A 14614-nucleotide genomic window follows, 5' to 3' on the forward strand; every position below is an offset into this window, starting at 1 on the left:
AAAAGCGGTCGACGTTCAAAAAAATCCGCGAGGCCAGCGACTTGGACAACGCGCTCGCGCTCCCGATTGTTCAGGTGTGGCATTGCCAATCGCCCTATCGCTCGCGCTGGCCGCAGCTCTCTCCGGTGGTTTTGGCAAATGCAGTGAGGATCGGCTATCCACGGCGACTGCAACGCCACCATGCGCCGCATCGACCTTCATGACCTGGAACCAGGTCACGAGAGTTGACGGTGAGTCCGCAAGGAAGCCGATAATCATGACCGAAATGCAGTCCGGCCGGAGCTGTCTCGCCGTGATTCTCGCGGCCGGCGAGGGAACCCGGATGAAATCGCAGCGCCCGAAGGTGCTGCACGAAGTCGCCGGCCGCTCGCTCCTGGGCCACGCGATCGCCGCCGTCATGGCTGCGGGAGCCGACGCCGTTGCCGTCGTGATCGGCCCCGACCGCCCCGATGTCGCAGCCGAGGTCACCGCCCGGCTGCCGTCGGCTCGCGTCTTCGTTCAGGCCGAGCGACGGGGTACGGCCCATGCGGTGCTGGCGGCCCGCGAAGCGTTGCGGGGCGGATATGACGACGTCCTCGTCGCCTTCGCCGACACACCTTTGGTGCGCCCCGGGACCTTTCAGGCGATGCGGAGCGCGCTCGCCGCGGGAGCGCCGGTCGCCGTGCTCGGCTTCGAGGCTGCCGATCCGACCGGTTACGGCCGGCTCGTGAGCCGCGACGGTGTTCTGGAAGCCATCGTCGAGCACAATGACGCGAGCGAGGCCGAGCGGGCGATCCGGCTCTGCAATGCCGGTCTGATGGCGATGGACGGCCGTCACGCGCTCGCGATCCTGGATGCGATCGGCAACGACAATGCGCAGAGCGAGTACTATCTGACCGATGCCGTCGCGGTGGCGCGTGCACAGGGCCTGAAAGCCGTGGCGCTCGATGCGCCGGAGACCGAGGTCCAGGGCGTCAACAACCGCGTGCAGCTCGCCGCGGCGGAAGCCGAATTCCAGCGCCGCAGGCGCATCGCGGTCATGAAGGGTGGCGCAACGCTGATCGCGCCGGAGACCGTCTTCTTTAGCCACGACACCGCCATCGGCCGCGACGTGCTGATCGAGCCGAACGTCGTCTTCGGGCCCGGCGTCAGCGTCGCCGATGGAGCGGTGATCCACGCCTTCTCGCATCTGGAAGGCGCCGAGGTCGGGCCGCAGGCGAGCGTCGGTCCCTACGGTCGGCTGCGCCCCGGCGCAAAACTCGCGCGCAAGGCCAAGGTCGGCAATTTCGTGGAGATCAAGGCTGCCGAGATCGGGGAGGGCGCCAAGGTCAGCCACCTGACCTATATCGGCGATGCCAGCGTCGGCGCCGAGGCCAATATCGGCGCCGGCACGATCACCTGCAATTATGACGGCTTCTTCAAATACAAGACCACGATCGGCGCCGGCGCCTTCGTCGGCTCCAACTCGTCGCTGGTTGCGCCGGTGACGATCGGGGAGGGCGCCTATGTCGGTTCGGGCTCGGTGGTGACCCGCGACGTGCCGGCGGACGGGCTCGCCATCGCGCGCGGCCGCCAAGTCGAGCGCGAAGGTTGGGCGAAGACGTTCCGGGAAAGCGCCATGGCCAGGAAGCAGAACATGGCAAAATCCAAGGATTAGGATAACGGCGAAACCGCCTGTTCACAGTTTGACATTCAACGTGATTGGGCGTTTTCGCGGTTCGCCGGTAAACGGTCCCGCAACGGCAATCGCGAATGAGGCTGGGGCATGTGCGGCATCGTCGGAATTCTGGGCAAGCAAGCCGTGGCCACGCAGGTGGTCGAGGCGCTGCGGCGGCTCGAATATCGCGGCTACGACTCGGCCGGCGTAGCGACGCTGGAGGGCGGGCTGCTCGCACGCCGTCGCGCCGAGGGCAAGCTCAGGAATCTCGAGATCCGCCTGTCGAACGAGCCGCTCGAAGGGCTGATCGGCATCGGCCACACGCGTTGGGCAACGCATGGCCGCCCGAACGAGACCAATGCCCATCCGCACGCCACCGAGAAGCTCGCCGTCGTCCATAACGGCATCATCGAGAATTTTCGCGAACTCAGGGCCGAGCTCGAAGCCGACGGCCATGTCTTCCAGACCGAGACCGACACCGAGGTCGTCGCCCATCTCGTCACGCGCGAGATGAACCATGGCAAGGACCCCGCCGCCGCGGTGGCGGCCAGCCTGCCGCTCCTGCGCGGGGCCTTCGCGCTCGCCTTCCTGTTCGAGGGCCAGGAGGATCTGCTGATCGGCGCGCGCCGGGGCTCGCCGCTCGCGGTCGGCGTCGGGGACGGCGAGATGTATCTCGGCTCCGATGCGCTCGCGCTCGCGCCCTTCACCAATCTGATCGCCTATCTGGAAGAGGGCGACTGGGTCGTCCTCCATCGCAAGGGCGCGACCTTCTACGACAAGGCCAACAACCAGGTGGAACGCCGTGCTCAGCGCGTCGCCGCCGGCGCCTTCCTCGTCGAGAAGGGCAATCACCACCACTTCATGGCCAAGGAAATCTACGAGCAGCCGGAAGTGGTCGGCCACACGCTGACGCAATATCTCGACATGGTCGGCGGTACGGCGCGCCTGCCCTTCGAGCCGCCCTTCGACTGGAGCGCCCTGTCGCGGCTTTCTGTCTCGGCCTGCGGCACCGCCTATTATGCCGGGCTGATCGCCAAATACTGGTTCGAGAAGCTGGCGCGGCTGCCGGTGGAGATCGATGTCGCGTCCGAGTTCCGCTATCGCGAAGCGCCGCTGCCGAAGGACGGGCTCGCGCTCTTCGTCTCGCAATCGGGCGAGACCGCCGACACGCTGGCGGGCCTGCGCTATGCCCGCCAGGAAGGGCAGCACATCCTCTCGGTCGTCAACGTGCCGACCTCGACGATCGCGCGCGAGAGCGACGTGGTCGCGCCGACCCTGGCCGGCCCCGAGATCGGCGTGGCCTCGACCAAGGCCTTCACCTGCCAGCTGACCGCGCTCGCCAGCCTGGCGCTCGCCGCGGCCCGGGCGCGCGGGACGCTCTCGGCGGCGCAGGAGGCGAAATATGTGCAGGAGCTGATCGCCGTTCCGGGCCTGATGGCGCAGGCGCTCATGCTCGAGCCCGAGATCGAGAAGCTGGCGCGGCGCCTCTCCAGGGCGCGCGACGTGCTCTATCTCGGCCGCGGCACCAGCTTCCCGCTGGCGCTCGAAGGCGCGCTGAAGCTCAAGGAAATCAGCTATATCCACGCCGAAGGTTACCCGGCAGGTGAACTCAAGCACGGCCCGATCGCGCTCATCGACGAGGACATGCCGGTCATCGTGATCGCGCCGCATGACGCCTTGTTCGAGAAGACCGCGTCGAACATGCAGGAGGTCGCGGCGCGCGGCGGCCGGATCATCCTGATCACCGATGCCAGGGGCGCGGCCGAATGCGGCATCACCCCGGAGGCGACGATCGTCATGCCGGAGATGGATCCGCTCTTCGCGCCGATCGTCTACGCCCTGCCGATCCAGATGATCGCCTACCAGACGGCCGTCTTCATGGGCAAGGACGTCGACCAGCCGCGCAACCTGGCGAAATCCGTCACCGTCGAGTAATCACTCCCCGCGGGACGGCTCCGGCCGGCTCGCGACATAGCTCCCGGCGGCGAGTAGGCTGACGCCGCTCGCCCAGAGCGCGATCGGCGGCGCGCCGCTCAGCGAGACCAGCCCGAAGCTCAACAGCATCGAGCCACAGGCGATCCATTTCGCCCGGCGGTCGATCGCGCCGGTCGCGCGCCAGCGCAGGACATGCGGGCCGAGCCGCGGATGGCCGAGCAGCCAGGCTTCGAAGCGCGGCGAGGAGCGCGAGAAGCACCAGGCGGCCAGGATCAGGAAGACCGTACCCGGCATCAGCGGCAACACGAGGCCGACGATCCCGAGGCCGGTGAAGACCCAGCCGGCGGCGAGCATCAGCGACCTGTGCCAGCGGCCGGTCGGCCGGGGTGATTCCGTCACGAAATTCGTCCGTATTCGCGTCGCGCCTCGAGACGGGGCTGGTCAGCGCCGGCGGCTCGGCTATCTTGTTCATATCGCGGCGTGTCAGCGCCGAGACAAGCTTATCTTTCGGAGATCGGATCTGGACCGCGCATGACCACAGACGGCCCGCCTGATCCCCGCCTCATGATTCAGCCCGATCTGCTGCGGCCCACGGCCGGCACGCGGCTGCGCCGCTATTTTCTCACCGGTCTGGTGATCGCGGGTCCGCTCGCCATCACCGCCTCGGTGACCTGGTGGTTCATCAACCTGATCGACGGGATGGTGAAGCGGTTCATTCCCGACAGCTACCTTCCGGAGACCTATCTGCCTTATCCGCTGCCGGGATTCGGACTGGTGATCGGGCTGGTCGGCCTGACCCTGCTCGGCTTCCTCACGGCCAATCTCGTCGGGCGCACCCTGATCGACGCCGGCGAGGCGATCCTCAATCGCATGCCGGTGGTGCGTAGTCTGTACAAGGGGGTGAAGCAGGTCTTCGAGACCATCTTCTCGCAGTCCGGCACCTCCTTCCGCACGGTCGGCATGGTGCAGTTCCCGCAGCCGGGCATGTGGTCGATCGTCTTCATCTCGCAGGCGGCGGCGCCCGAGATCGGCTCGCGCCTGCCAAACGGCGACGAGCAGATCGGCGTCTTCCTGCCCTGCACGCCGAACCCGACCACGGGCTTCTTCTTCTACCTGCCGCGGCGCGAGATCGTCGAATTGTCGATTTCGGTCGAGGAGGGCGCCAAGCTGATCATGTCAGCCGGCCTGATCCAGCCCGGCGAGAACGGCATCAAGCTCGTGCCGGGCAACGGCAAGCCGCAGGACTGATTGTCGTCGCGTTGCTACCCGGCTCGCAGCAGCCTGATCGCGACATCGCGCTCGAACAGATAGAGCAGCGTCCTGACGGCTTCGCCACGCGGCGTTTGCAGATGCGGATCGCGCTCGATCAGCAGGCGCGCATCGTCGCGCGCGGCGGCAAGCAGGTCGCCGTCGCTTTCGGGGCGCGCGATGCGCCAGTCGGGCGAGCCGGACTGGCGGGTGCCGAGCACTTCGCCTTCGCCGCGCAGGCGCAGATCCTCCTCGGCGATCCGAAAGCCGTCCTCGGTCTCGCGCATGATGGTGAGGCGCGCTTCCGCCACCGGCCCGAGCGGCCCCTTGTAGAGCAGCAGGCAGGTCGAAGCAGCGGAGCCGCGCCCGATGCGCCCGCGCAGCTGATGCAGCTGCGCCAGACCGAAGCGCTCGGCATGCTCGATGACCATCACGCTGGCATTGGGCACGTCGACGCCGACCTCGATCACCGTGGTCGAGACCAGGATGCGCGTCTCGCCGGCGACGAAGGCGGCCATGGCCGCATCCTTGTCGCGGCCCGGCATCTGGCCGTGCAGCAGCCCGACCCTTGCGCCGAAACGAGCCCGCAACTCCTCGAAGCGCTCCTGTGCGGCGGCAACGTCGAGCGTGTCGGATTCCTGCACCAGCGGGCAGACCCAGTAGACCTGCGCGCCGGCAGCGACCGCGCGCCCGACGGCGCCGACCACCTCGTCATAGCGCTCCGAGGAGATCGCGCGCGTCGCGATCGGCTTTCGCCCGGCCGGCTTCTCGGCCAGGACCGAGACGTCCATGTCGCCGAACCAGGTCAGCGAGAGCGTGCGCGGGATCGGCGTTGCGGTCATCACCAGCACGTCGACCGCTTCGCCCTTCGCGCCGAGCAGCAGGCGCTGATGCACGCCGAAGCGGTGCTGCTCGTCGACCACGGCGAGCGCGAGATCATGGAAGGCGACGCCCTCCTGGAAGAGCGCATGCGTGCCGACTGCGATCGCGATCTCGCCGCTCGCCAGCCTGTCGAGCACCTGCCGCCGGCCGGCGCCTTTCTCGCGTCCGGTCAGCAAGGCGAGCTTCAGCCCCGCCTTCTCGGCCAGCGGCGCCAGCCGCTCGGCATGCTGGCGGGCAAGGATCTCGGTCGGCGCCATCAGCACCGATTGCCGGCCGGCCTCGGCCGCGGCTGCCATCGCCATCAAAGCCACCACGGTCTTGCCCGAGCCGACATCGCCCTGCAGCAGCCGCAGCATGCGGTCCGGCTTTCCCATGTCGTCATGGATGTCGGCGACCGCCTGGCGCTGGCCCTGCGTGAGCGAGAAGGGCAGGGCAGCTTCGATCGCCGCCAGCATGCGCCCGTCTCCGGCGGTGACGCGTCCGGCCGCCTTCTTCTGCTGCCGGCGCACCAGAGCGAGCGCGATCTGGCTCGCCAGCAATTCGTCATAGGCGACGCGGCGGCGTACGACGGTGTCGCCCTCGACGGCGCGCAGGTCGGGCGGATGATGCAGCGCCCGGATGGCCTCGGAGAAGGGAGCGAAACTGTTCTTGCCGAGAAAGCCGCGGTCCTGCCATTCGGCAAGCTCGGGGCATTTTTCCGCCGCAGCACCGACGATCCGGGTCATCACACGGCTGCCGATGCCCTCGGTAAGGCCATAGACGGGTTCGATCGAGGGCAGGCTGGCAAAGGCGCGCGCGTCCATGATCCGGTCGGGATGGACCATCTGGCGCATCCCGTCCCAGAGCTCGAGCTTGCCGGAGACGATGCGGTATTCGCCGACCGGCAAGGTGGTGAGCAGGTGCCGGACATCGGCATGGAAGAAGACCAGCGTGACGTCGCCGGTCTCGTCCTCGACGATGATGCGGTACGGCGCCTTGGCCTTGCCGGGAGGGGCGGGCCGGTGCTCGGTGACCCGGGCCGAGAAGGTCGCGATCTCGCCGATCGGCGCATCCGCGATCGAGGCGCTGGGGCGCCGGTCGACCGCCCCGGTCGGCAGGTGGAACATCAGGTCGATGACGCGCGCGCCTTGCGTCTCGTCGCCGAGGAACCTGTCCAGCAGCTTGCCGAGCTTGGGGCCGACGCCGGAGAGCGTCGTGGCCGGAGCGAAGAGCGGATCGAGGATGGACGGACGCAATCGGCCTCGCGCGACATGTCAGGAGTGCGGCGAACGCGGCCGATTGGCCGCTGACTTCGCCCTGGGCCATCGCTATATAGCCGCTGACGGCAGGCTCCGCGACGGGGCCGGCCCGTTTTCCATTGCGAGATGTCGAGGATGACGATGAGTGGCTCTTCCCGCACCAGCGCCGACCTCGATCCGCGCCGCCGCAAGATCCTGTTCCGCGCCTGGCATCGCGGCATGCGCGAGATGGATCTGATCATGGGCCGTTTCGCCGATGCCGAGATCGGCACGCTGAGCGAGACCGAGCTCGACGAGTTCGAGCGGCTGATCGAAGTGCTCGACCGCGACCTGCTGAGCTGGGTGACCGGCGAGGCCGAGGTGCCGGAGCATTACGATACCGAGCTGTTCCGTCGGCTGAAGGCGTTTCACCGGCATGACAAGCCGATCCATGTGTGACGACGTCGCCGATCAGCGTGACGATCCGCGTCTGGCCGATACCGCGGCGGTGCTGCAGCGGCTCCCGGGCGGGCAGGCTCTGCTTGACTGGTTCGGCGGTCGCCCGTCCTTCGGTGACGGCGAGATCGTCCGTCTCGATCTCGACCGGAGCGCGCCGAGCCTGACCGTTGAGGTCATGGCGAGCGTCAACGGATTTGGTAGCGGCTGGCCGTTCAAACAGGCGCAGATCACGTTCGCTTTCAAGGGAGGAGACATGATTGATGTCTCCCTCCAAGGTTTCAGCCATCAAAACGTGATGGGCGACATGTGGCTGCGTTTCGCAAACACGTCGCCCGTCCACAGCAGCCTCGTCGGCGTCGGCCTTGGCCAGGGCGACATCGAGTTTGAGATCGAACCATGCTTCGGCGCGTTCGGCACGGTTCGTGCCACCGTCGAGAAAATCACCATCACAGCCGTTGAAGATCACCAAGAGGCCGACGCCCCGGCGTCGATGACCGAATGAGCATTCCCGCGCCCGCCCAGCTCGCCAAGCTGCAGATCGACCGCATCCTCGACGCGCTGAATCGCGGCGACAAGCCGACGCTCGCCAGCGTGCCCGACGGGTTCGACGCCGTCGTCCTCGCCGATCTCACCCGCGCCCGGGCGAAAAAGGCCGAAGGCGCGGCGATGCTCGTCTTCGTCGCCCGCGACGGCCAGCGCCTGCAGGTGCTCGAGAACGCGCTGCAATTCGTCGCGCCCGATCTCGAGGTGATGAGCTTCCCGGCCTGGGACTGTCAGCCCTATGACCGGGTCTCGCCGGCGCCGGCCATCGTCGCGCATCGCATGACGACATTGTCGCGGCTGGCCAAGACCAAGTCGGGCGAGAAGCCGCGGCTGCTGCTGACCACCGTCAACGCCGTGCTCCAGCGCGTGCCGGCGTTCAGCAAGGTGGCCTCGGAAAGCTTCTCGGCTGCGCCGGGCAACATGGTCGATACCGAGCAGCTCGCGCGCTGGCTCGACATGAACGGCTATTTGCGCACCTCGACCGTGCGCGAGACCGGCGAATTCGCGGTGCGCGGCGGCATCGTCGACCTGTTTCCGCCCGGCATGCCGGCGCCGATCCGGCTCGACTTCTTCGGCGACACGCTGGAATCGATCCGCGCCTTCGATCCCGAGACGCAGCGCACCACCGGACAGTTGCGCGGGCTCGACCTCGTGCCGATGTCCGAGGCGCAAATGACCAGCGAGAGCATCAAGCGCTTTCGCCAGTCCTATATCGCGAGCTTCGGCACGCCCGGCCGCGACGACACGCTCTACGAGGCGGTGAGCGAGGGCCGCCGGCCGGCCGGGCTGGAGCACTGGTTGCCGCTGCTAGCGGACAGGCTCGATACCCTCTTCACCTACCTGCCCGACGTGCCGATGGTGCTCGACCATCAGGCCGAGGACGCCGTCGGCGAGCGCATCAGCCTGATCAAGGACTATTACGACGCCCGCAAAGCCGCGCTCGACCAGGGCGGGACTGGGGCCGCGCCCTACAAACCGCTGCCGCCCGAGGGGCTCTATCTCGCGCCGGCGGAATGGCGCGGCATCGTCGACGCGGCCGGCGCTGCGTCGCTGACGCCGTTCCAGCTGCCCGACAGCGACGGCAAGCTGATCGTCGATCTCGGCGCGCGCCAGGGCCGCAGCTTCGCCGCCGAGCGCGCCGACAATGCCGGTGGCGTGTTCGACGCCGCGGTCCAGCATGTGAAGGCGCTGCAGGCCGATGGCCGCCGCGTCATCCTCGCCGCCTGGTCGGAAGGTTCGCGCGAGCGCCTCGCCCATGTCCTGGCCGATCACGGTCTCAGGACCGTGCAGACGACCGGCTCGCTGCGTGCCGCCTTCGATCTCAAGCCCGGCACGACGGCGCTGGCCGTCTGGGGGTTTGAGACCGGGTTCGAGGCCGGCAAGCTCGCGGTCATTGGCGAGCAGGACATCCTCGGCGATCGGCTCGTGCGACCGCGCAAGAAATCGCGCCGGCCCCAGGACTTCATCGCCGAACTGTCATCGCTGGCGCCGGGCGATCTCGTCGTCCATGTCGATCACGGCATCGGCCGCTTCATCGGCCTGAAGAGCATCACAGCCGCCGGCGCGCCGCATGACTGCCTCGAGATCCACTATGCTGGTGATTCAAAACTCTTCCTGCCGGTCGAGAATATCGAGCTGCTCTCGCGTTACGGCTCGGAGGATACCGAGGTCGCGCTCGACCGGCTCGGCGGTGGCGGCTGGCAAGCGCGCAAGGCCAAGCTGAAGCAGCGCATCCGCGAGATGGCGGGCAAGCTGATCCAGATCGCCGCGGCGCGCGCCCTGAAGGAAGCGCCGCGCCTGCTGCCTCCGGACGGTCTCTATGACGAGTTCTGCGCCCGTTTCCCCTTCGAGGAGACCGAGGACCAGCAGAACACGATCGATGCGGTGCTCGACGATCTCGCCGCCGGACGTCCGATGGACCGGCTGGTCTGCGGCGATGTCGGCTTCGGCAAGACAGAAGTGGCGCTGCGCGCCGCCTTCACCGCCGCCATGGCCGGCAAGCAGGTCGCGGTCGTGGTGCCGACGACGCTGCTGGCGCGCCAGCATTACCGCAATTTCGTCGATCGCTTCGCCGGCCTGCCGCTGAAGATCGGCCAGGCCTCGCGTTTCGTTCCAGCCCCGGACCTCAAGGCGGTGAAGGAAGGCGTGCGCGACGGGACCATGGACATCGTCGTCGGCACCCATGCGCTGCTCGGCAAGCAGGTCGAGTTCAGGGATCTCGGCCTCGTCATCGTCGACGAGGAGCAGCATTTCGGCGTGGCGCACAAGGAACGCCTCAAGGAGTTCCGCGCCGAGGTGCATATGCTGACCCTCTCGGCGACGCCGATCCCGCGCACGCTGCAACTCGCCATGACCGGCGTGCGCGAGCTCTCGATCATCGCGACGCCGCCGGTCGACCGGCTCGCGGTGCGCACCTTCGTGACGCCCTTCGATCCGCTGATCGTGCGCGAGGCGCTGCTGCGCGAGCGCTTCCGGGGCGGGCGCTCCTTCTATGTCGTGCCGCGCATCGAGGACATCGCCGAGGTCAAGGACTTCCTCGACAAGCAGGTGCCGGAGGCCAAGGTCGGCATTGCGCATGGCCAGATGGCGGCCGGACAACTCGAGGACGTGATGACGGCCTTCTACGAGGGCCAGTACGACATCCTGCTCTCGACCACGATCGTCGAATCGGGGCTCGACATCCCGACGGCCAACACGCTGATCGTGCACCGCGCCGACATGTTCGGCCTCGCCCAGCTTTATCAGCTCAGGGGTCGTGTCGGGCGCTCGAAGATCCGCGCCTATGCGCTCTTCACCATGCCGCCCAACCGCAAGCTGACCGAGCAGGCCGAGCGGCGCCTCAAGGTGCTGCAATCGCTCGACACGCTCGGAGCCGGCTTCCAGCTCGCCAGCCACGATCTCGACATCCGCGGCGCCGGCAACCTGCTGGGCGACGAGCAGTCCGGCCATATCAAGGAGGTCGGCTACGAGCTCTACCAGCAGATGCTGGAGGAGGCCGTGGCGAGCCTCAAGGCCGGCATCGATATCGAAGCCGAGAGCCGGTGGTCGCCCTCGATCCAGATCGGTGCACCGGTGATGATCCCGGAGCATTACGTCACCGACCTGACGCTCCGGCTGACGCTCTACAAGCGACTCTCGACCATGGACGAGGATGCCGAGATCCAGTCCTTCGGCGCCGAGCTGGTCGACCGCTTCGGGCCATTGCCGGAAGAGGTCCAGCAGCTTCTCGAGATCGTCGCGATCAAGGCGCTCTGTCGCCGCGCCAATGTCGAGAAGGTCGAGGCCGGGCCGAAGGGCATCATCGTCGCCTTCCGCGACAATGAATTCGCCAATCCGGAGGGCCTTGTCGGCTATGTCGCCAAGCAGGGCACGCTCGCCAAGGTCCGCCCCGACATGCGCGTCGTCTTCATCGACGATTTCGAGACGGCCGAGCAACGGCTCACGGGCACGCGCCGGCTGTTGACCGATCTGGCGCGGATCGCGGAACGCAAGAAGGCGGCCTGAGTCCGACGTCATTGCGAGGAGCGCAGCGACGAAGCAATCCAGGGGGACTGCGCGAGACCTCCTGGATTGCTTCACTGCGCTCCTCGCAATGACGGGAAGGTTGAGTCCGGAGGAGCTGGCTAACGCCGCTCGACCTCGATCTCCGACGCCGAGCGCACGTCGATATCGACGATCGCGATGTCGGGCCGGTCCAGCGCCGGATGGGAGCGGCGTTCGGCCTTGCGCTGAATGAAGACCAGGCTGGCGAGCGCCGGATGGCTTGCCAGCTTCGAGCGCGCCAGCGCCGGCTCCATGGCGCCCGGAACAACGAGATGGGCCTTGCGCCCGCCTTCGAGGCAGGCGTGCAGGTCGCCGAGGCTGAACAGCCCGAGCGGCAAGAGCTCGACGCCGGTCAGGATCGCCATGGCTGGCCCAGCGGCCAGTGCCGCGAGGTCGCCCCCGACAAGCGTGGTGATCACCCGTGACGAGGCCATCGGTTTCAGCATGCGCGAGATATCGAGCGCCTTGCCGAGCAGCTCGCGTTCGGAGAGGACGAGCGGCCCGGCAAAATTGTCGGCATCGACGACCTGGAGCGCGGGCCGTTCGATCTCGTCCGGCAAAGGGTGGCGCGCGCCGCTCGCCATCAGGATGTCGAGCGGCGCGACGCCATCGGGGATGTCGCGGCCGAAGCCGCCGACGAAACGGGTGCCGAAGGCGCGGACCGCGAGGTTGCGCAGCATCAATAGCGGCCGGACGGGTCCGACGCGGCCGGCTCCGAGCGCCATCACCGCGCCGGATGCCTCGATCAGCCGCAGCAGCTCGAGTTCGTTGCCGTGCAGCGGCAGTAACAAAGGCGACAGGCCGGCGCGCAGGCAGGCCAGGATCGAGACGATCGCCTCCGGCCCGAGCGGCGCCAGGATCGCCACCGTCGCGCCCGGCTGTGCCCGGTTCGTCGCCAGGAGCCCTGCCAGCCGGTCGATCCGGTCGTCGAGATCGACGAAGCTGAGCGAGGCGGGTTGTTCGTCGCTCCAGCCGCGCCGTCCCGGCGGATCGCGCAAGGCGGCCTCGTAGCCACGGCCGCGCACGAGAGCCTTCAGCAGGGTATCGAGATCGAGACCGTCGAGCAGGGCAGCGGCTTCGTCATGATCGGCCCGCATCGACTGTCCTTCAATTCGCCGGCGCCGGCGGCGACGGGACGCGGGCCAGCACTTCGGTGGACAGGAAATAGGCGGGCTTGCGCTCGGGCAGGACAACGTCACGCGAAAGCGCCAGCCAGGTCTCGGGTAGGTAATAGAGCGGCACGACATAGAATCCCGAGATCAGCAGTCGGTCGAGCGTGCGCACGGCCGCGACAAAATCCTCGCGTTCGCGCGCCCCCAGCAGCGCCGCCAGAACCGCATCGACCGCCGGGGACGCCACGCCGGCATAGTTCAGCGCGCCCTTGCGTTCGGCATTGGCCGAGCCCCAGCGCCCGATCTGCTCGTTGCCGGGCGAGGCGGAAGCCGGCCAGGTCCACTGGATCATGTCGAAATCGAAGGCCGACAGCCTGCGCCAGTACTGCACGTCGTCGATCAGCCGCACCGAGGCCGTGATGCCCAACCGGCTCAGCGACTGGGCATAGTTCAGCGCCAGGCGTTCCTGCGGGCGGCTGGTGACGGTGATCTCGAAGGCGAAAGCCTCGCCCGAGGCGCGCTTGCGCAGCACGCCGTCCTGCAGCTCGTAGCCGGCGGCCTTGAGCAGGTCGAGGGCCTTGCGCGCCTGCTCGCGGTCGCGGCCCGAGCCGTCGGTGGCGGAGGGCGTCCAGGCGCCGGTGAGGATATCGTCGCGCACCGCGCCGGGGAAGGCTGCGAGCAGGGCCTTTTCGCGGGCATCGGCGGCGACGCCGAGCGCCGACAATTCGGAATCGGAGAAAAAGCTGCCGGCCCGACGATAGACGCCATGGAAGAGATTGCGATTGACCCATTCGAAATCGAACAGGAAGCCGAGCGCCTCGCGCACCCGCACATCCGCGAAGATCCCGCGACGGGTGTTGAAGACGAGGCCGGTCATGCCCTTCGGCGTCTCGAAGCGCAGCGCCTCCCGGACGATGCGCCCGTCGCGAACGGCCGGCACGTCATAGCCGGTCATCCAGCGCGTCGGGTCGCCCTCGAGCCGGACGTCGTAGAGCCCGGCCTTGAAGGCCTCGAACAGCGAATTGGCGTCGCGATAGAAATCATAGCGGATCTCGTCGGCATTGAAGAGGCCGCGCGTCAGCGGGTGGTCCTCGGCCCAGAAATCGCTGCGGCGCTTCAGCGTCAGCGCTTCGCCCGGCTTCACCTCGCTGACGAGATAGGGGCCCGAGCCGAGCGCGGGCTTGAAGCTGGTCTCGCCGAAGGTCTCGGCATTGGTCGCATGCCTGGCAAAGATCGGCATCGCGCCGATGACCAGCGGCAGTTCCCGGTTCGAGCCGTCGCCAAGCTCGAAGACGATGCGGCGCGGGGAGGGGGTCTCGACCTTGGTCACGCGTCCGAGGCTGGCGCGATGGAACGGCTTGCCCTTGCTCTTCAGCATCTCGAAGGTGAATTGCACGTCCTCCGCCGTGACCGGCTTGCCGTCGGAGAAGGTCGCGCGCGGGTCGATCTCGAAGGCGAGCCGGGTGCGGTCATCGTTGAGCTCGACCTTGCTGGCGAGCAGCCCATAGGCGGTGAAAGGCTCGTCGGCCGAGCGGAAGAGCAGGCTCTGCTGCACATAGCGCGGCACCGCGTCCGGCGCGACGCCGAGCACGACCAGCGGGTTGAGGCTGTCGAAGGTGCCCTGCAGCCCAAAAATGATTCGTCCGCCCTTGGGCGCGGCCGGGTCGGCATAGGGCAGATGCGCGAAACCTTTGGCGAGCGCCGGCTCGCCATGCATCGCGATGGCGTGATCCGAATGCGATGATTCGGCGCGCGCAACGGCGCCCGTCGCCAGGACGAGTGCAAGGAGAGTGAAGATTTGCCTGGCTGCAACGCCCATGGCTGCAGTCAGAATGCGAATTGAACCCATCGCCTGACCTGATTCCCGTAGGAAAGGATAACACGGCTTGGTGGCAGTCACGTACGCTGTTCGGGCTGGAAACCTGCGACGGAACTCGCTAAACGCAACGCGAGGTGTCATTCAAACGCCTCAATCGCAGCCGATGTGCACGGCCTCCGAGGGCTGGCGCATGAGCGCGATTGAGCCGTCGACGATGACG

General features: G+C 67.6%; 10 protein-coding genes. 6 read left to right on the plus strand and 4 right to left on the minus strand.

Features of this window, described 5'->3' with window-relative positions; genetic code table 11:
• Positions 1-265: 265 nt before the first annotated feature.
• Positions 266-1636: a bifunctional UDP-N-acetylglucosamine diphosphorylase/glucosamine-1-phosphate N-acetyltransferase GlmU gene (glmU, locus tag ACTIF2_RS17455; protein ID WP_439498417.1), complete on the plus strand. Its 1371-nt coding sequence runs from the start codon at positions 266-268 to the stop codon at positions 1634-1636.
• A 108-nt stretch (positions 1637-1744) separates the two neighbouring features.
• Positions 1745-3571: a glutamine--fructose-6-phosphate transaminase (isomerizing) gene (gene glmS / locus ACTIF2_RS17460; RefSeq protein WP_439498370.1), complete on the plus strand. Its 1827-nt coding sequence runs from the start codon at positions 1745-1747 to the stop codon at positions 3569-3571.
• On the opposite strand, the gene ACTIF2_RS17465 is transcribed toward glmS, so the two are convergent.
• Positions 3572-3970, minus strand: a complete 399-nt coding sequence (locus ACTIF2_RS17465; protein WP_439498371.1) for a YbaN family protein — start codon at positions 3968-3970, stop codon at positions 3572-3574.
• A gap of 165 nt (positions 3971-4135) precedes the next feature.
• On the opposite strand from ACTIF2_RS17465, the gene ACTIF2_RS17470 reads away from it, so the two are divergent.
• Positions 4136-4819 (plus strand): DUF502 domain-containing protein, encoded by a 684-nt coding sequence (locus tag ACTIF2_RS17470; RefSeq protein WP_439498372.1) that lies wholly within the window; start codon positions 4136-4138, stop codon positions 4817-4819.
• 14 nt (positions 4820-4833) lie between these two features.
• On the opposite strand, the gene recG is transcribed toward ACTIF2_RS17470, so the two are convergent.
• The gene (gene recG / locus ACTIF2_RS17475; RefSeq protein WP_439498373.1) at positions 4834-6936 is read right to left on the minus strand and encodes an ATP-dependent DNA helicase RecG; all 2103 of its coding nucleotides are present in this window, start codon (positions 6934-6936) and stop codon (positions 4834-4836) included.
• Positions 6937-7080: 144 nt separating this feature from the next.
• Between recG and ACTIF2_RS17480 the strand changes: the two genes are divergently transcribed.
• Genes ACTIF2_RS17480 through mfd form a run of 3 tightly spaced genes read left to right on the plus strand, consistent with a single transcriptional unit; the run spans position 7081 to position 11424 of the window.
• Positions 7081-7377 carry an FAD assembly factor SdhE gene (locus ACTIF2_RS17480; protein ID WP_439498374.1) on the plus strand — a complete coding sequence of 99 codons (297 nt, stop codon included), beginning with the start codon at positions 7081-7083 and terminating at the stop codon, positions 7375-7377.
• The gene (locus tag ACTIF2_RS17485; RefSeq protein WP_439498375.1) at positions 7370-7879 is read left to right on the plus strand and encodes a hypothetical protein; all 510 of its coding nucleotides are present in this window, start codon (positions 7370-7372) and stop codon (positions 7877-7879) included. Before ACTIF2_RS17480 ends, ACTIF2_RS17485 begins: the two co-directional genes overlap by 8 nt.
• The gene (gene mfd, locus ACTIF2_RS17490) at positions 7876-11424 is read left to right on the plus strand and encodes a transcription-repair coupling factor (RefSeq protein ID WP_439498376.1); all 3549 of its coding nucleotides are present in this window, start codon (positions 7876-7878) and stop codon (positions 11422-11424) included. Before ACTIF2_RS17485 ends, mfd begins: the two co-directional genes overlap by 4 nt.
• 119 nt (positions 11425-11543) lie before the next feature.
• Here mfd and ACTIF2_RS17495 read toward each other — a convergent pair whose 3' ends face one another.
• Positions 11544-12560, minus strand: a complete 1017-nt coding sequence (locus tag ACTIF2_RS17495; RefSeq protein WP_439498377.1) for an AMP-binding protein — start codon at positions 12558-12560, stop codon at positions 11544-11546.
• Positions 12561-12570: 10 nt separating this feature from the next.
• A complete protein-coding gene (locus ACTIF2_RS17500) occupies positions 12571-14394 on the minus strand; it encodes an extracellular solute-binding protein (protein ID WP_439498378.1) in 1824 nt (607 codons plus the stop codon).
• Positions 14395-14614: the final 220 nt, after the last annotated feature.

This window comes from Allobosea sp. (genome assembly GCF_051860145.1).
Lineage (GTDB): Bacteria > Pseudomonadota > Alphaproteobacteria > Rhizobiales > Beijerinckiaceae > Allobosea.

Excerpts from the sequence above, each read along its gene's own strand:
- glmU (WP_439498417.1), top strand. The coding sequence starts at position 266 with ATGCAGTCCGGCCGGAGCTGTCTCGCCGTGATTCTCGCGGCCGGCGAG.
- glmS (WP_439498370.1), top strand. The coding sequence starts at position 1,745 with ATGTGCGGCATCGTCGGAATTCTGGGCAAGCAAGCCGTGGCCACGCAG.
- ACTIF2_RS17470 (WP_439498372.1), top strand. The coding sequence starts at position 4,136 with ATGATTCAGCCCGATCTGCTGCGGCCCACGGCCGGCACGCGGCTGCGC.
- ACTIF2_RS17480 (WP_439498374.1), top strand. The coding sequence starts at position 7,081 with ATGAGTGGCTCTTCCCGCACCAGCGCCGACCTCGATCCGCGCCGCCGC.
- ACTIF2_RS17485 (WP_439498375.1), top strand. The coding sequence starts at position 7,370 with ATGTGTGACGACGTCGCCGATCAGCGTGACGATCCGCGTCTGGCCGAT.
- mfd (WP_439498376.1), top strand. The coding sequence starts at position 7,876 with ATGAGCATTCCCGCGCCCGCCCAGCTCGCCAAGCTGCAGATCGACCGC.
- ACTIF2_RS17495 (WP_439498377.1), bottom strand. The coding sequence starts at position 12,560 with ATGCGGGCCGATCATGACGAAGCCGCTGCCCTGCTCGACGGTCTCGAT.
- ACTIF2_RS17500 (WP_439498378.1), bottom strand. The coding sequence starts at position 14,394 with ATGGGCGTTGCAGCCAGGCAAATCTTCACTCTCCTTGCACTCGTCCTG.